Origin of the sequence: Xanthocytophaga agilis, assembly GCF_030068605.1 — a bacterium.
Classification (GTDB): domain Bacteria; phylum Bacteroidota; class Bacteroidia; order Cytophagales; family 172606-1; genus Xanthocytophaga; species Xanthocytophaga agilis.
In genome coordinates this window covers 217,284-233,634 of record NZ_JASJOU010000016.1, presented here as the reverse complement: position 1 = coordinate 233,634, position 16,351 = coordinate 217,284, and the positions used below count along the sequence as shown (strand labels likewise).

Here is a 16,351-nt window from a genome sequence, read left to right as displayed (position 1 = left end):
TTCCTGTTGTTTGAGAATAGAAATAATCTGTGATTCAGTAAAACGCGTCTTTTTCATACTAACCAGTGATTTAAAGTGAAAATAATCTTTTTTCTTTATTTTTCACTGGCTCACTTTATAGGGAAGCCTACACTTTTACCTATAGGTATGTTTAATTAGCCTCCGGAAAAGGGAGGGAGTAAAGCTATCTCATCTCCATCCTGTAATGAATGGGTAGAATCTACCATCTCCTGATTCACTGCATAACGAAACTTTTGCTGGGCAATAGCAGGGTAGGTGGTGGTCAGGTACTGATGCAAATCTTCTATTGTTAAAATCTGCTCATTGGTAAGTGAGATACCTGAAGCAGATAGGGTGTCTGTTAAAGCACCAAAGGGCAATATGCTGAATCTCATATAATATAAATTGAGGACTGTAAATCATGAACACATTTTTAGAAAGGATCATCCCAATATTTAGCAAAAACATCGGGACAGATTCTCTTCATACTTTCTGTATCGTCTTCTTCCCAGTTAAAAACTATTTCAGGAAAAGGAATTCTGGGAAATTTGTCAAGCTTCGTATAATAGGCATCCATCCCTTCGCTTCTGTCGGCAAAATTATATTTTTTGATATATGCATCTAAGGGAACACCCAACATTCTTTCAAATCCTGGATAATCACCTCTACCTTCATCTCGTAAGGTGTCAAAAACAGGTACTAAGCTATCCGGATTTTGCATGGCATTTTCAAATACTTCCTTACCTTGTGCAATAAGCCATGCCCGAAAATAATCAAAGCTATCATCAGAACAACCTCCCATTGCCACATAAGCTGCACACCATAGGGGAGATGTATAGGATTTAGCGTAAAGCTTTTGAAATTGTTCTTCAAATGAAAATATTTCTTCTTCTGTCTGTGTGCTCAGATAATTAGTCAGAAACTGAGTTTGTTCGTATTTATTTTCTGTGGTCTGCCTTTTAGATGTACTTATCAACTCCCAAAATGTTGTTTCAGTCATGTAAAGTAGTGTTTATGTAAAAAAAAAGCCTTATAGCGTAAAAACTATAAGGCTGATACTTTGTTTTCTTAGTCGAACAATCCTTTAACCTGCCCGGCAGGTGGATTGATGCCTAAGTGGCGATAAGCCATTTCTGTTGCTTCTCGCCCGCGAGAGGTTCGTTTGATATAACCTTCCTGAATCAGGAACGGCTCATATACCTCTTCTATGGTTTCAGCTTCTTCACCACAGGCAGTAGCAATAGTTGACAAACCCACAGGCCCACCTTTAAACTTCTCAATGATGGTAGACAGAATGCGATTATCCATCTCGTCTAATCCATGTTGATCTACATCCAGTGCGTTTAGTGCCATTTCTGCAATACCAACCGTAATTTTACCATTTCCTTTTACCTGAGCAAAATCACGTGTGCGTCGTAACAGGTTATTGGCAATACGTGGAGTTCCCCGACTTCTTCGGGCTATCTCATAGGCAGCCTCTTCGTCAATAGGCGTATTCAACAGATCCGCAGAACGTAGTACAATGGAAGTTAATAATTTGGCATTGTAATATTCCAGCCTGGCATTAATACTAAATCGTGCACGTAAAGGCGAAGTTAACAATCCAGCTCTGGTGGTAGCTCCTACCAGAGTGAACGGATTTAAACCAATCTGAACAGACCGGGCATTGGGACCGCTATCTAACAGGATATCAATCTTATAATCTTCCATAGCAGAATACAGGTATTCTTCTACTACTGGATTAAGGCGATGGATTTCATCAATGAAAAGCACATCGTTTTCACTGAGGTTGGTAAGCAATCCTGCCAGATCACTAGGCTTGTCCAGAACTGGTCCGGAAGTCATTTTGATATTTGCTCCCAGTTCATTGGCAATAATCAATGAGAGGGTTGTTTTCCCTAAACCGGGAGGGCCATGTAATAGCACATGATCAAGTGCCTCCCCTCGCTGGCGGGCAGCCTGTACAAAGACGCGCAGATTTTCAAGAACTTTATCCTGTCCGGTAAAATCCTCAAAGCTCACCGGACGCAACGCCTTTTCTATTTCGCGTTCTGTTGGGGTTAGCCCTTCTGCTTCACCTTTCAAATAATCTTTACGCATATAAATACAAATTAACAGTTACAGTTCAAAGGTTTTGAGGTATTCATCTCAAAACAGAGCAAGATCGGATAGCGTAACAAAAGGCAGGAAAGATAAAAAAGAAGGAAGATTGAAATCAAGGGAATTGCAAAATATCGCATATCCGGTTGTTTCACGAAAGTACTAAAAAAAGTTAAAATGACCTAATTTCGTTTCCATCGAAAATAAACTGACATTTGCACTTGTCTGATCGGGTATTTGTTTATCAGTAGAGACAGGATCTACATCTATTCCTGTCGAATTTATTCATGAGATATGTTTACCAGACGATTAGTTTAGGTAATAACAATAGAAATTGCAATGATTAAAAATATGGAAGTCGTGCATGAAGTAAGTAGCAAAAAGTCCAGAGGCGCTATTAGTAAACGAGAATGGTTCAGTGAATGGTTTAACTCACCTTATTATCATATTCTATATAAGAGCCGAGATAATGCAGAAGCGCACCAGTTTATCGACAATCTGCAAAAATATTTTCAGTTTACCTGTGAGGATCAGATACTTGATTTGGCATGTGGGCGTGGACGACATGCTATCTATCTTAATTCCAAAGGGTTTGATGTAGTAGGGATTGACATTGCGCCTGAAAATATCTCTTATGCTAAACAGTTTGAGAATGAACGATTGCATTTCTATGTACACGATATGCGCCGTCCCTATGTGCGAAGCAGGTTTTGTTATGTGCTGAATCTTTTTACAAGCTTCGGTTATTTTGAAACAGAAGGAGAGAATATTAATGCGGTATGTACAGTAACAGAGGCATTAAAACCTGGGGGAAAGTTAATTCTTGATTTTTTCAATACAGACCGGATCTTAAAAAATTTAAAACCCCATTACAGACAAGTTATTGATGGAATTCAATTTGATATTCAAAAGAAACTGGAAAGTGGATTTATTGTAAAAGATATTGAATTTGAGGATGAAGGAAATTCCTTCCATTTTCAGGAGCGGGTAAAAGCGATCAGTTGTGAACAGTTTCTACACTATTTTGATGTTGCCGATCTGGAACTGATAAGCATCTTTGGAGACTATGCGTTGAATCCATATGACAAGGAAACATCTGACAGGATGATCTTTGTGGCTCAAAGGCCGCAACGCGAAAGTTTTGGATTAAGATTATAAGCCCCCTGTAAAAACAAATACCTCTCTATCAGAGAGGTATTGTCATTGTCAGAAATAGTGATCAAATCAGTTAATAAAAACAACAAATCATCAGAAGAAATGCTGTATGTATGTTTTTAAAAGTGGATTACTGATAGGTGTTTTACGTGGTTTGTACTATCTGGTTACTTTGTTTTAAAAGATATTTTCATAGTCGTAGTGTATAGTGTATACACCAAATCTTATGCCAAATCTTTTGACAGTATAATTTCTTTTGAGAAGAAGATAAAAAATAGTTACATCACTGGAATTAATTACTTTTCTTTCAGTAAACGAAGCAACACGCCATTTGACCAGCCAAAGCCATCCTGTACAGGATATTCTCCTCCTCCTGCCTTTAAGGTAATATCTGTCACATTGTATTTTTCTACCATTTTACCTGTTTGTTTGTATACACGTACATTATTAGAAATCCAGCGGTTTTTAATTTTATCTGCCAGTTCGCTGTACCCGTTATCTTTTAATCCTTTATAAGTGATCCATTGTAAAGGTGCCCAACCATTGGGTGCATCCCATTGCTGTCCTGTGTTTGTTAAGGTGGTAAGCACCCCTCCATCTCTCAGAAAATCTTTCTCAATTCGCTGGGCTACAGTCGCGGGTGTTCCAATATTCATATGTACAAAGAAAGGATACATGCCTGCCAGGGAGAAGGTTTGGGTGGTTTGCCTGGTGATAAAGTCATAATCTGTAAAGTATTGGGCTTTTTTATCCCAACAATACATAAGTACGGCTTGTTTTCTTCGTTCCGCTGCATCCTGATAACTTTTAGCTTTTTGTGCATTCCCTTTCAATGTGTAGGCTTTACTTATAGTCATTTCAAGATTATACATAAGTGCATTCAGATCTACAGGAATAATATCTGTAGTATGGATTGTTTCCATAGAATTGCCGTCCTTAAACCAGCGATTACAGAAATCCCAACCACTTTCGGCTGCAGCGCGAAGATGCCGGTAGATAACAGCTCGCTTTTGATCAATAATAAATTGTTGAGATGCCTTTGATGCTTTCTTAGGCATTGGAATGGTACTATTTTTTAAAATAGCATCGGCTGTTGCTACATCTTCTTTATAGGCTTCTGGTCTTGGTGTTGCCGAATCATCCCAGTAGCGGTTTAGTATTTCCCCTCCCTGCATGCGTACTACTCTTCGGAATGTACCACTTTGTTTGCCTAGCTTTTCAGTGCCACTCATCCAGAAGGCATATTCTTTCTCAAGCTGAGGAAGATATTTGCTATATGTCTCATCACCTTTTGTATTGGCGAGAATACCTACCATTAAGGCAAAAAACGGCGGTTGTGAACGTGTTAGATAGTATGTCCGGTTCCCATTCGGAATAAAACCAATTGTGTCAATCAGGAATGCAAAGTTATCAATCATATGCTGGACCAAGTCTATGCGGCCAGAGGCTTCTAAGCCCAACATGGTAAAATAACTATCCCAATAATATATTTCGCCAAATCGCCCTCCAGGCACTACATATTGGTAGGGTAGGTTCACCAACGAACTTCCTGGTATATGCTTTTCCGGCTTTCGCGTAAGTACATCCCATAAGCTGATGATGTGTTCAGTTGCAGACTTGCTGGTGTCAGATGTAAAGTCTGAAGAATAACTCTTAGGCAATGTATAATTAGCCAGGACAAACTCCTTTAATCCAAAATCGGGTAGAGTATGTTGCTTCTGGTACTTCTTTACAATTTCTGCCAACTGATATTTTGGTGTACAGTCAGGAAAAGTTTTGGAGTCTGGAAAAATAGCAGCCAATTGTACAGTTTTGAAAAAATCCTGGTATCCGGCAACATTTTGTCCAATTGCCTGCTGATTTAGTGCGATATGTAGCACAACTAGTATAGTATATTTGGAAATACAACTCATAGACTATGAATATAAGATCAAATACTAGGCTCTAGTATTTATTCAAATTGAAATACAAGTTTAATTAGCAATTATTGGTATTCTATCCTACTGATGGTTGATCTTTTGTTACACTATCTGCTTTGTGTGTTCCTGAATAGGAGATATCAGCGGAGCGTCTATAGGGTTGAAAAGGTATTTGCAGCAAATTAGTTAGTTGATTATTCTCCTTAGCATCCATATGTGTATCTACTCCATAAATTAGATTGGCTGGATTTTCTGTAGCAAAGGTGCCAAACAACCGATCCCAAAGTGAGAATATATTCCCATAGTTTGTATCTGTGAGGGGCTGCTTGTAATGATGATGTACCTTGTGCATATTGGGAGAAACAATAATCCAGCTTATAACCTTATCCAGTTGAACTGGCAGCTTAATATTGGCATGGTTAAACTGAGAAAATATAACAGATAAACTTTGATATAACATAACCAGCCAGATCGGGGCTCCTGATATAAATACAGCCAGAATAGTAAATATAGCCCGAAAAACACTTTCACCTGGATGATGCCGATTGGCAGTAGTGGTATCAACGTATGTATCTGTATGATGGATAAGATGAAACTTCCATAGCCATTTTAGTTTATGTTCCAGCCAATGAATCAAATAAGCTCCAATTAAATCAAGCAATAGTAAGCCTAGTAAGATAAACAACCACAATGGCATAGTTGTTAGATACAGTAGGCCAAAGTGCTGATCGGCTGTCCAATCACTTGTTTTTAGAAGAAGGGCTGCAAAAAGAAAATTAATAACAACAGTGGTTAAGGTAAAAAACAGATTTAACCCAGCATGTCTCCACTTATGATAAGGCGTTAATGATAGTGGAATAATTCCTTCAATACTCCAGAACAACAGTATTCCTCCAATAAGGATAGCGGCACGATAGCTACTGGGTATATGTTCAAAGAAAGCAACAACTGTCTCCATACTGCTATGTATAATTCATTATATAGTATAATTAATGATTAATTTATGATTATTTCATGAGTAAATAAAATTTAATGGATCAAATCATTGAATCACCATGGATTGGATAATTGATTTTATTCAGAAAATTACCGGGGATGTAGATGCTGAGAAAGCAAAATAAAAGGCTATTGTATATCACAATAGCCTTATGAAAAGAGAGAAAAGTATGATCTATTTAAATGCAGGAATACCTGTAATCTCATTACCCAGAATGAGTAAGTGAATATCGTGTGTACCTTCATAGGTAACAACCGATTCCAGGTTCATCATATGGCGCATAATCGGATACTCACCTGTAATACCCATACCCCCATGAATCTGACGGGCTTCACGCGCAATGTTCAGTGCCATCTCTACATTATTTCGTTTGGCTAATGATATTTGGGCAGTGGTTGCTTTGTCTTCATTTTTTAACATACCTAATCGCCAGCAGAGTAGTTGTGCTTTGGTAATCTCAGTTAACATTTCAGCCAGTTTCTTTTGTGTCAATTGAAAGGAGGCTATAGGTTTATCAAACTGTATACGTTCCAGTGCATAACGCTTAGCTGAATCATAGCAGTCCATTGCTGCTCCAAGGGCTCCCCAGGCGATACCATACCGAGCAGAATCCAGGCACTGCATAGGACCGCGCAAACCCTCTATACCCGGCAATAAATTTTCTTTGGGTACCTTAACATTATCAAAAACCAGTTCGCCTGTAGTAGAGGCACGCAACGACCATTTATTATGAATTTCAGGTGTAGAGAAACCTTCCATTCCTCGTTCTACAATAAGGCCACGAACACGCCCATTCTCATTTTTAGCCCATACCACTGCAATGTCTGCATAAGGTGCATTGGAAATCCACATCTTTGAACCATTGAGCAGATAGTGGTCACCTTCATCTGTAAAATGGGATTGCATACCAGAAGGATTTGAGCCATAGTCTGCTTCTGTTAATCCAAAGCAACCTAGCATTTCACCAGAAGCCAGTTTGGGTAAGTACTTTTGTTTTTGTTCTTCCGTACCAAATGCATAAATGGGATACATGACCAGTGAGCTTTGCACAGAGACAGTTGAACGCATGCCAGAATCTCCCCGTTCAATTTCCTGCATGATGAGGCCATATGAAATATAATCGAGTCCACCACCTCCATACTCTGATGGTATGGTTGGCCCAAAAGCACCTATCTCACCAAATTTTTTGACTATATCCTGCGGAAATTCTGCCCGCTGGGCATAGTCCTCAATAATAGGAGAGATCTCCTTTTTAACAAACGTTCTGACCGCATCTCGAATGAGCTTATGTTCTTCTGTTAAAAGATCGTCAATCTGATAAAAGTCAGGTGCCTCAAAACGATCCTGACTGGAGCGGATATGTATATTAGGGTCTGTTGTTTGCATTGTAGTCTGTTGTTAAAACTTGTATGAGGCTATAAGATTAATATATGCCTTACTAAAATCGCATTTTGCCAAATTTACATTTTTAGTACTATTATTTCTTATCATACTATAGTTTCTTTGTATCTGACTTTTGTATATATCAGCTGTATAATAATATCAATAGGATGTAGTTGTTTATCTGAGAGTCACAGAGTCATAAATACGCTTATTGTACCTCATATTCTTTTGTTTTACCTATCAACCTGTTTTCTTTCGTATGGCACTTCAGAAAGGCGATAAAGCTCCATTTTTTAAATTAGTATCTTCTGATTTTAAGTCTGCAAATTCAGACAAAAAAGAAGTTTCACTGGATGATTATAAAGGAAAAAATCTTGTGGTTTTATTTTTTCCTCTGGCATTTAGCAGTGTATGTACTGCTGAGCTATGTAGCATGCGCGACAATATAGGGGAGTATACAGATCTCAATACAGAGGTGGTTGCTATTTCTGTAGATTCACCTTATGTACTGGATAGGTTCAAAAAAGATCAGAGCCTTACTTTTCTTTTACTATCTGATTTTAACAAAGAAGTTTCAACAGCCTATGGAGCTCTTTATGAAAACTTTGCGTGGGGAATGAAAGGCGTATCCAAACGTTCGGCTTTTGTGATTGATGGAGATGGAGTGATTCAATATGCTGAGGTTTTGGAAAATGCCGGGGATGTGCCAGATTTTGATGCGATTAAAAAGGTATTAAATGAGTTGACTAGATAAACTATCTTCTATTCTTTTTATGCCATTACTGGTGATTGAATCCGGTAATGGCTTTTTTTCATACCAAAGGGTTTTTCCTTTGGAAAAGATACTATTTTTGAAGCACACTATCTCTTCTTACAATTTATTATGACAAAATCATCAGTTGTTCTGAATGCCAGAGTTGTAAACGAAGGTACAATTACAGAAAAAGATATATATATAAAAGATGGGCGTATCGAACAGATTGGAACAGATTTGCAACATAAATCTGCTGATCAGGTAATTGATGCAAACGGACAATATCTTATGCCTGGTGTAATAGATGACCAGGTACATTTTCGGGAGCCTGGTCTTACACATAAGGCATCTATTTATACAGAGAGCAAAGCGGCTGTAGCAGGAGGAGTTACCAGTTTTATGGAGATGCCTAATACAGTTCCCAATGCACTGACACAAGAATTGCTTGCTGACAAATATCAAATAGCTTCACAAACGTCTCTGGCAAATTATTCATTTTTTATGGGGGCTTCAAATGATAATCTGACGGAGGTGCTAAAGACTAATCCCAAAGATGTATGTGGGATTAAAATATTTATGGGATCATCCACAGGCAATATGTTGGTGGATGATGAAGGTACGTTGGCCGCTATATTTCGGGAAAGCCCCATGCTGATTGCTACTCACTGTGAGGACGAAGCAACTATAAAACAACGTCAGGAATACTATCGCCAGCAATATGGAGAAGATGCGCCTGCCCGTATTCATCCAGAGATCCGCAATGAAGAAGCTTGTTTTAAATCGTCTTCAATGGCTGTGGCATTGGCTAAGAAGTATAATACCCGATTGCATATTTTACATATCACTACAGGGGATGAACTTCCCTTATTTGATAATACAATTCCCTTAAAACAGAAACGAATTACTTCTGAAGTGTGTGTCCATCATCTTTGGTTTACTGCAGACGATTACGAAACAGTAGGTAATCAGATTAAGTGTAATCCTGCTATAAAAGATAAACGGCATAAGTTAGCTTTATGGAAAGGGTTACTGGATAATCATTTGGATATCATAGCTACAGATCATGCACCTCATACCTGGGAAGAGAAATCTCAGAACTATTGGAAAGCACCATCAGGTGTACCTTTGGTACAACATTCGCTTGTTTTGATGTTTGAAGCTTATCATGAAGGAAGGATCTCACTGGAGAAATTGGTAGAGAAGATGTGTCATGCGCCTGCTGATTGCTTTCAGATCTCACAACGGGGATATATCCGTGAGGGCTACTTTGCTGACCTTGTTTTAGTAAATACACAGCAAGAATCGACAGTTTCAAAAGATGTTATCTTCTACAAATGTGGTTGGTCTCCATTTGAAGGAAAAACATTTAAATCAGCTGTTACTCATACCTTTGTTTCTGGAAATCTGGTATATAAAGAGGGTAAATTTGATGAAAGTCAGAAAGGTACAAGACTCTTATTTGACAGATAAGAAAAAAAATAATTATTTGTTTTTGGAATATATCAATCTTGTTGTACTTTTGTAGCCCAAATCACGGAGGATGTAGCTCAGTCGGTTAGAGCACTAGATTGTGGTTCTAGGGGTCGTGGGTTCGAGCCCCATCTTCCTCCCCAAGCAGGCTTTTTAAGCCTGCTTTTTCATTTTACTGCTTTTTTTCTGTGTTATTTCTCAAAATTACCTTCCAAATAGCTTTCCTATCCGGCCAAACATTCGTTTCTCAAAGTTCCAGAAGAAAGTAAACTGGCCTAATATAAACCCATAGAATAACAAAAAGATCTGATAAGCTGGAAGGACAGTTACTAGCCATATCAATGTTCTATACCACCAGGAAGTTGAAGGTGTGATTCCAAGCCATGCAAAGATCGGTTTTTTAATATACATAGCAGTAAAACCTGTTAACGCAAAGACAATCAGGATTACGATAACCTGCCATATTGTGTGAACCCCCCAGCGAGTCTGAAGTTTTTGAAGAAAAGAAGACATAAATAATTAATGCAGGTTCTGTATACATACCGAAACGGAAGCTAAAGAACAAAAATAGTATATGAACTACAAGTAAAATTTGCTGAGAAAATTAACGATTAGAATAAGGGAAGTTTAGCATATCTGTAATTCCCAACAGTAAAATGTTTGCCAGCTATTGATTATTTTATGGTTTTTGTGAGATTTGTAAATATTTAAATAAGCAATTTGATATATCTATGTTTCAATCGTTTACATGTCTGCAATACTGCTTTCTTACTTTGATTTTACTTACAGGGTTGCTCTCTTGTAAAAAAGAATCACTAGTACATAAAAAAGGGTATCAACTTGTCTGGAGTGATGAATTTGATTATAGGGGTTTGCCTGACCCTGCCCGTTGGGGATATGGAGAAGGAGGAAATGGCTGGGGTAATCACGAACTACAATACTATACCAGAGAACGTATAGAAAATGCGCATGTAGAAAATGGAGTTCTTACAATAGAAGCACACAAGGAGAAATTCAATCAGAATGAGTATACCTCTGCACGTTTACATACTAAAGGAAAAGGAGACTGGATGTATGGGCGGATCGAGGTAAAAGCCAAACTGCCATTAGGTAAGGGTACATGGCCTGCTATCTGGATGTTAGCGTCGACGACTCCCTTGAAGTGGCCTGATGATGGCGAACTTGATATCATGGAACATGTAGGATATGATCAGGGAGTGATTCATGCCAATATTCATACTAAGGCTTACAATCATACAATTGGTACCAATAAGGGTAATCAATTATCTGTATCGGATGTTAGTAGTGCCTTTCATGTATATAGCATGGTATGGGATGAGGAGAAGATCACATTTTTTATAGATGATAAATCCTATTTCACTTTCACCAATGATAAACAGAATAATCCTGCAACCTGGCCTTATAACCAGAAGTTTCACTTGTTGTTAAATATCGCTGTTGGCGGAGATTGGGGTGGAAAAGAAGGTGTGGATACCAGTATTTTCCCTCAAATGATGGAAGTAGACTATGTTAGGGTTTATCAAAAGAAATAATTATACCATTGGGAATTATACCATTGGGAATTATACCATTGGGAATCAAAAAGCCCATTTCCTGTTTGAGAAATGGGCTTTTAATTTTATTCTGAAGTGCCTCGCATAATACCTCGTTCCGAACTTCGAATAAACTCTATAATCAGATCTCGTTCTACAGATGCTGGGAGATTAGTTTCTATAGATTCCAATGCATCCGCGTTATTTAATCCTCTCAGATACACATATCGATAAATTTCCTGAATCTCGTTGATTTTCTCATTGGAAAACCCTCTGCGACGAAGGCCAATAGAGTTAACGCCACTATAGGCTAAAGGTTCGCGGGCTGCCTTAACAAAAGGAGGAACATCTTTGCGGACAAGAGAACCTCCGCCTATGTATGTATGAGCTCCGATTTTTGAAAACTGTTGTACAGCACATGATCCCCCAAATATTACATAATCGTCAATCTGCACATGACCTGCCAACTGCACAACATTGCCTAATATACAGTTGTCGCCAATAATGCAATCGTGTCCAATGTGAGCGTAGGCCATGATAAGACAGTTTTTACCAACAACGGTAGTATACTTGTCTACTGTTCCCCTACTCATTGTAACAAATTCGCGAATGGTGGTATAGTCGCCAACTACTGCGGTTGTTTCTTCACCCACGAATTTAAGGTCCTGTGGAATAGCCGAAATAATTGCTCCTGGATATATTTTGCAAAACTTCCCAATACGAGCGCCTTCGTTGATTACTGCATTGGCTCCTATCCAGGTGCCTTCTCCAATCTCAACATTTTTATGAATAGTAGCGAAAGGCTCAATTATTACATCAGGGCCTATTTTTGCTTCGGGATGAATGTACGCTAATGGTTGATTCATTCTTTTGGTATATATACACAAGTCTGTAAAACAGGCAGAAAAGCGCCATGGCTGTCATCACATATTTACAGACAATATGGTTTATTTATTTTTTTCTAACAATACTAGCTGACATAACGGCCTCACATACAACCTGGCCAGCCACGAAAGCTTGTCCTTGCATTTTAGCAATACCACGTTTTATTGGAGCCATTAATTCACATTTGAAAATAATAGTATCTCCTGGAAGAACCATTTTCCGGAAACGGCAATTTTCAATACTTAAGAAATACGTCCAGTAATTTTCAGGGTCAGGTACTGTGCTTAGTACAAGGATACCACCTGTTTGAGCCATTGCTTCTATCTGCAACACTCCTGGCATAACAGGGTTGCCTGGAAAATGCCCCATAAAGAAAGGCTCATTCATTGTTACGTTCTTTACCCCTGTTACCGAACTTTCATCCAGGTGAATAATCTTATCAATTAACTGGAAAGGATAACGATGTGGAAGAATATTACTGATTGCCAGTGAATCCAAAACAGGAGGAAGTTTAGGATCATACACAGGAATGTTGCTGCTGGCAGACTCCTGCATTTTCTTCTTGATCTTTTTAGCAAAAGCTACGTTTGCTGCATGACCAGGGCGGGCTGCAAGGATTTGGGCCTTTAATGGACGTCCTGCCAGTGCAAGGTCTCCCATTAAATCCAGTAATTTATGACGAGCAGGTTCATTCTTATATCGTAGCTCTACATTGTTCAGAATACCTTCTTTGCGTACTTCTACTTTGGGTTTATTGAATAATCCTGCCAGATAGTCTAATTCTTCATCCTGAATGATGCGATCTACAATCACAATAGCATTATTAAGATCACCACCTTTCACTAATCCTGCCTTATGAAGCATTTCCAATTCATGGAGGAAACAGAACGTTCTGCAATTGGCTATTTCATTAGAGAACTGGCTGATATCTGTTAAAGAAGCATGCTGACTACCTAGTACTGGAGAATTATAGTCAACCATTACTGTCATTCTATAATCGCTGAGAGGCAGAGCTGCAATTTCTACATCTCTTTCCTTGTCTCTGTATCGAATCTCTTCTGTAATTTCATAAAAATTACGAAGGGCATTTTGCTCCTCCCTTTCTGCAAATTCCAGTGCTTGTACAAATTGAATAGAACTTCCGTCCATGATAGGAGGTTCTGGTCCATCCAATTGAATCAGAACATTATCTATTTCCATACCTACCAATGCCGCTAGGGTATGTTCTACTGTATTGATTCGGGCGCCACTTTGCTCAATGGTAGTACCACGTGAAAGGTCTACCACATTATCAACATCTGCATCTACAATGGGTTGCCCTTCCAGATCAATTCTTTGAAATTTGTAACCATGGTGAGGTTTTGCTGGCAGAAAAGTCATATTCGCCGGAACCCCTGTATGTAAGCCTACTCCTGAGAGTGTTACAGCCTTCTTAATGGTGTGTTGTTTAAGATGCATTAGGATTGGTTAAGTTCTGTGTTCTGTGTTCAGGTTCAAAGCATACTAAGACCAGAACAAGAACTCTGGACCCTGAACTATTTTTCATTAATCGACAAAGTTAGTATTTTTTCTTCCAATTCTTCAAGTCGCTTTTGAAGTTGTGGTAAGTTTCGAAAAACTGCCAGCGATCTGAGATTATCTTTATAGTCAAATGCAGGTGATCCCTGAAGCTTTAATCCTTCCTTCTGAATAGATTTTGATACACCCGATTGTGCTCCGAAGCTGGTTTTATCCGCAATCTGAAGATGTCCGACAATCCCAACCTGACCAGCTATTACACAATAATTTCCTATTTTAGTAGAACCAGATATACCTGCCTGTGCTGCAATAACAGTATGTTTACCTATTTCAACATTATGCGCAATCTGTATCAGATTATCTAGCTTGGCACCCTGACGAATGATGGTCGAACCCATTGTAGCACAATCCACAACTGTATTGGCCCCAATACACACATCATCTTCCAGAATAACATTGCCTACCTGAGGGATAGGGCGATAGCTTCCATCTGGTTGAGGCGCAAAACCGAAGCCATCACTTCCAATCACTGCCCCTGCATGTACTACACAACGATTACCTATTACTATATCACTATAAATTTTGGCACCTGCATAGATAACAGTATTGTCTCCAATTGTTACATTATCGCCAATATACGCCTGAGGATATATTTTTACATTGTTACCAATTTTACAGTTGGAGCCGATATATGAAAAAGCCCCCCGAAATATATTACTGCCTGTAGTACTATTATCCCCAATAAAAGAAGGTTGTTCTATGCCAACCTTTGCTGCCATTAAAAATTGCTGATATTGTTCCAGTAAGACAGTAAATGCCAGATAGGGATTGTCTACACGAATTAAAGTAGCTGTATAATTTTTCTTCGGCTCAAAATCTTTACCAACAATAACGGCTGTTGCTTCTGTTGTGTATAAGTAAGGTTCGTATTTTTGATTGGATAGGAAAGCCAGACATCCTACGGTTGCTTCTTCAATCTTAGCTAATTTATTTACTACTAATGAGCCGTTGCCTTCTACGCTTCCCTTGAGCATTCCGGCTATCTGTTCTATGGTAAACTCCATAAGTTGATGAATGTATGAAGAATAAAGAATTCAAAATGTTTAATGGATGCAGTCTACTATGTTTTGCCTCATTCCCGATTGTACTGAACACAAGTAGATAGTGTTACTTTCATAGACTAGCTTGTCCCCAGTTTATTTCCTTTGCCCAGCATGCATAGTATTTTCGCACAATTTTACTCATAGCTTTGATATTTGGCAAATCTGATGCCAGAGCAATGTCAAGAATCTTGCCTTTCTTAGTTAGAATATTAATTCCAGTACCTTGTGCCAAGTATGCTGCATTGCTGGTAGAGCCCTCTACATACAAGTAATGCATATCCTTTGATGGTATACGATAAAATGTACTTAATTGATTCTTTATTGTTTTACTTAACTCACGGGATGGCTTTTCTGAGGATAGCGTAATACGAAACAGCTTTCGTTCCAATAACATTCTGCTTAGAGATGAAAGTATAAAATCAGAATGATTAATCCATATTTTTACTGCACCCCATATATCATAATCATCCAGACATTGAAAAGTTTGTAAGTACACAGGATCATTCAGAAAACTTTCCATACGTACTGATTCTTTCAGAAATAAAGAAAGTGGAGGAGATGCAAAAACTTCAACACCTGCATAAGTTAACTCACGGGCTCTGCGTATTACCTGAATTAGCATGGTTTCAGCACTGATTGCCGTTTTGTGCAGATACACCTGCCAGTACATAAGTCGTCGGGCATTGAGAAAGTTTTCAATACTATAAATGCCCTTTTCTTCCACAACCAGGTTATCATTCACGATATCAAGCATTTTTATAATACGCTCCGAACCTATAGTCCCTTCTGATACCCCCGTGAAAAAACTATCTCTGTTCAGATAATCCAAACGGTCTATATCCAACTGCCCGGTAATAAGCTGATTGAAAAAACGCCGGGGGTAGGTGCCATTAAACATCTGTAGTGCTGTATCCAGTGCACCATTGAAGGTTTTATTTAACCTTTGCATGATTAGCAAAGAAAGTGATTCATGTTTGACATCACTTAGAATGCTATACTCTAGTGCATGTGAACACGGTCCATGCCCAACATCGTGTAAAAGAATCCCCAGTAACGCAGATTCCCATTCATGATCAGTAATCTCATGTCCTTTAGAGCATAGCGATTTTAAGGTTGATTCCATTAAATGCATTGCTCCTAATGCATGATGGAACCGGGTATGATGTGCACCCAGATATACATAATCAGCTAAGCCCATTTGCCGGATACGGCGTAACCGTTGAAAGACAGGCTGTTCGATGATATCAAAAATTAAATCACTATGTATACTGATGAACCCATAGACAGGGTCATTAAAAATTTTCCTTTTATTCAACTTTCTAACAGATTAAAAATATATACAGCCAGTTAAAAGGATTTCTTCCCGGAATGTGATCTGAAAACTAAATCCTAGGATTTACGTTACAGATTAGAATGTAACTGGCATGAAAATGGCTAAAAGCTTAGTAGTAAATTCAATTCAGACTGTCAATGAGTCTATACAATCAAAAAATCCAATAAGCCGTCTCTCTATT

General features: G+C 38.5%; 15 protein-coding genes and 1 tRNA gene. 5 read left to right on the top strand and 11 right to left on the bottom strand.

What is annotated here, in order from left to right; all coding sequences use genetic code 11:
• Positions 1 to 155 precede the first annotated feature (155 nt).
• The 3 genes from QNI22_RS33095 to ruvB all read right to left on the bottom strand — a co-directional run bounded on the left by QNI22_RS33095 (position 156) and on the right by ruvB (position 2,100).
• On the bottom strand, positions 156 to 395 hold the full coding sequence (locus QNI22_RS33095) for a MoaD/ThiS family protein (protein WP_314517717.1): 240 nt from the start codon (positions 393 to 395) through the stop codon (positions 156 to 158).
• A 38-nt stretch (positions 396 to 433) separates the two neighbouring features.
• Positions 434 to 1,000: a DUF4240 domain-containing protein gene (locus QNI22_RS33090; protein WP_314517715.1), complete on the bottom strand. Its 567-nt coding sequence runs from the start codon at positions 998 to 1,000 to the stop codon at positions 434 to 436.
• Positions 1,001 to 1,068: 68 nt separating this feature from the next.
• On the bottom strand, positions 1,069 to 2,100 hold the full coding sequence (ruvB, locus tag QNI22_RS33085) for a Holliday junction branch migration DNA helicase RuvB (protein ID WP_314000087.1): 1,032 nt from the start codon (positions 2,098 to 2,100) through the stop codon (positions 1,069 to 1,071).
• A gap of 351 nt (positions 2,101 to 2,451) precedes the next feature.
• Here ruvB and QNI22_RS33080 point away from each other — a divergent pair, with 351 nt between their 5' ends.
• Positions 2,452 to 3,258, top strand: a complete 807-nt coding sequence (locus tag QNI22_RS33080) for a class I SAM-dependent methyltransferase (protein ID WP_313983295.1) — start codon at positions 2,452 to 2,454, stop codon at positions 3,256 to 3,258.
• Positions 3,259 to 3,551: 293 nt separating this feature from the next.
• On the opposite strand, the gene treF is transcribed toward QNI22_RS33080, so the two are convergent.
• From treF to QNI22_RS33065, 3 genes are all read right to left on the bottom strand, one after another.
• A complete protein-coding gene (gene treF, locus QNI22_RS33075) occupies positions 3,552 to 5,135 on the bottom strand; it encodes an alpha,alpha-trehalase TreF (protein ID WP_314517713.1) in 1,584 nt (527 codons plus the stop codon).
• 115 nt (positions 5,136 to 5,250) lie between these two features.
• On the bottom strand, positions 5,251 to 6,132 hold the full coding sequence (locus QNI22_RS33070) for a sterol desaturase family protein (RefSeq protein ID WP_314517710.1): 882 nt from the start codon (positions 6,130 to 6,132) through the stop codon (positions 5,251 to 5,253).
• A gap of 213 nt (positions 6,133 to 6,345) precedes the next feature.
• On the bottom strand, positions 6,346 to 7,557 hold the full coding sequence (locus QNI22_RS33065; protein ID WP_314000094.1) for an acyl-CoA dehydrogenase family protein: 1,212 nt from the start codon (positions 7,555 to 7,557) through the stop codon (positions 6,346 to 6,348).
• Between the two features lie 256 nt (positions 7,558 to 7,813).
• Between QNI22_RS33065 and QNI22_RS33060 the strand changes: the two genes are divergently transcribed.
• The 3 genes from QNI22_RS33060 to QNI22_RS33050 all read left to right on the top strand — a co-directional run bounded on the left by QNI22_RS33060 (position 7,814) and on the right by QNI22_RS33050 (position 9,921).
• The gene (locus QNI22_RS33060) at positions 7,814 to 8,308 is read left to right on the top strand and encodes a peroxiredoxin (RefSeq protein WP_314517706.1); all 495 of its coding nucleotides are present in this window, start codon (positions 7,814 to 7,816) and stop codon (positions 8,306 to 8,308) included.
• A 129-nt stretch (positions 8,309 to 8,437) separates the two neighbouring features.
• Positions 8,438 to 9,778 carry a dihydroorotase gene (locus tag QNI22_RS33055; RefSeq protein ID WP_314517705.1) on the top strand — a complete coding sequence of 447 codons (1,341 nt, stop codon included), beginning with the start codon at positions 8,438 to 8,440 and terminating at the stop codon, positions 9,776 to 9,778.
• A gap of 66 nt (positions 9,779 to 9,844) precedes the next feature.
• Positions 9,845 to 9,921: transfer RNA gene (locus QNI22_RS33050), tRNA-His, on the top strand.
• A 61-nt stretch (positions 9,922 to 9,982) separates the two neighbouring features.
• On the opposite strand, the gene QNI22_RS33045 is transcribed toward QNI22_RS33050, so the two are convergent.
• Complete coding sequence (locus QNI22_RS33045; protein WP_314517702.1) at positions 9,983 to 10,291, bottom strand: DUF6787 family protein; 309 nt, start codon at positions 10,289 to 10,291, stop codon at positions 9,983 to 9,985.
• A 218-nt stretch (positions 10,292 to 10,509) separates the two neighbouring features.
• Between QNI22_RS33045 and QNI22_RS33040 the strand changes: the two genes are divergently transcribed.
• On the top strand, positions 10,510 to 11,331 hold the full coding sequence (locus QNI22_RS33040) for a glycoside hydrolase family 16 protein (RefSeq protein WP_314517699.1): 822 nt from the start codon (positions 10,510 to 10,512) through the stop codon (positions 11,329 to 11,331).
• A gap of 86 nt (positions 11,332 to 11,417) precedes the next feature.
• Here the strand turns inward: QNI22_RS33040 and lpxA are convergent, their stop codons facing one another.
• From lpxA to QNI22_RS33020, 4 genes are all read right to left on the bottom strand, one after another.
• Positions 11,418 to 12,197 carry an acyl-ACP--UDP-N-acetylglucosamine O-acyltransferase gene (lpxA, locus tag QNI22_RS33035; protein ID WP_314517696.1) on the bottom strand — a complete coding sequence of 260 codons (780 nt, stop codon included), beginning with the start codon at positions 12,195 to 12,197 and terminating at the stop codon, positions 11,418 to 11,420.
• An 85-nt stretch (positions 12,198 to 12,282) separates the two neighbouring features.
• The gene (locus QNI22_RS33030; RefSeq protein ID WP_313983322.1) at positions 12,283 to 13,674 is read right to left on the bottom strand and encodes a bifunctional UDP-3-O-[3-hydroxymyristoyl] N-acetylglucosamine deacetylase/3-hydroxyacyl-ACP dehydratase; all 1,392 of its coding nucleotides are present in this window, start codon (positions 13,672 to 13,674) and stop codon (positions 12,283 to 12,285) included.
• A gap of 77 nt (positions 13,675 to 13,751) precedes the next feature.
• Positions 13,752 to 14,798, bottom strand: coding sequence for a UDP-3-O-(3-hydroxymyristoyl)glucosamine N-acyltransferase (gene lpxD, locus QNI22_RS33025; protein WP_314517694.1), 1,047 nt, complete (start codon positions 14,796 to 14,798; stop codon positions 13,752 to 13,754).
• A 109-nt stretch (positions 14,799 to 14,907) separates the two neighbouring features.
• On the bottom strand, positions 14,908 to 16,152 hold the full coding sequence (locus QNI22_RS33020; RefSeq protein ID WP_314517690.1) for an HD domain-containing protein: 1,245 nt from the start codon (positions 16,150 to 16,152) through the stop codon (positions 14,908 to 14,910).
• Positions 16,153 to 16,351 lie beyond the last annotated feature (199 nt).

What these genes read in the sequence shown, in the direction of transcription:
- QNI22_RS33095 (WP_314517717.1), bottom strand. Translation starts at nt 395, where the DNA reads ATGAGATTCAGCATATTGCCCTTTGGTGCTTTAACAGACACCCTATCT.
- QNI22_RS33090 (WP_314517715.1), bottom strand. Translation starts at nt 1,000, where the DNA reads ATGACTGAAACAACATTTTGGGAGTTGATAAGTACATCTAAAAGGCAG.
- ruvB (WP_314000087.1), bottom strand. Translation starts at nt 2,100, where the DNA reads ATGCGTAAAGATTATTTGAAAGGTGAAGCAGAAGGGCTAACCCCAACA.
- QNI22_RS33080 (WP_313983295.1), top strand. Translation starts at nt 2,452, where the DNA reads ATGGAAGTCGTGCATGAAGTAAGTAGCAAAAAGTCCAGAGGCGCTATT.
- QNI22_RS33070 (WP_314517710.1), bottom strand. Translation starts at nt 6,132, where the DNA reads ATGGAGACAGTTGTTGCTTTCTTTGAACATATACCCAGTAGCTATCGT.
- QNI22_RS33065 (WP_314000094.1), bottom strand. Translation starts at nt 7,557, where the DNA reads ATGCAAACAACAGACCCTAATATACATATCCGCTCCAGTCAGGATCGT.
- QNI22_RS33060 (WP_314517706.1), top strand. Translation starts at nt 7,814, where the DNA reads ATGGCACTTCAGAAAGGCGATAAAGCTCCATTTTTTAAATTAGTATCT.
- QNI22_RS33055 (WP_314517705.1), top strand. Translation starts at nt 8,438, where the DNA reads ATGACAAAATCATCAGTTGTTCTGAATGCCAGAGTTGTAAACGAAGGT.
- QNI22_RS33045 (WP_314517702.1), bottom strand. Translation starts at nt 10,291, where the DNA reads ATGTCTTCTTTTCTTCAAAAACTTCAGACTCGCTGGGGGGTTCACACA.
- QNI22_RS33040 (WP_314517699.1), top strand. Translation starts at nt 10,510, where the DNA reads ATGTTTCAATCGTTTACATGTCTGCAATACTGCTTTCTTACTTTGATT.
- lpxA (WP_314517696.1), bottom strand. Translation starts at nt 12,197, where the DNA reads ATGAATCAACCATTAGCGTACATTCATCCCGAAGCAAAAATAGGCCCT.
- QNI22_RS33030 (WP_313983322.1), bottom strand. Translation starts at nt 13,674, where the DNA reads ATGCATCTTAAACAACACACCATTAAGAAGGCTGTAACACTCTCAGGA.
- lpxD (WP_314517694.1), bottom strand. Translation starts at nt 14,798, where the DNA reads ATGGAGTTTACCATAGAACAGATAGCCGGAATGCTCAAGGGAAGCGTA.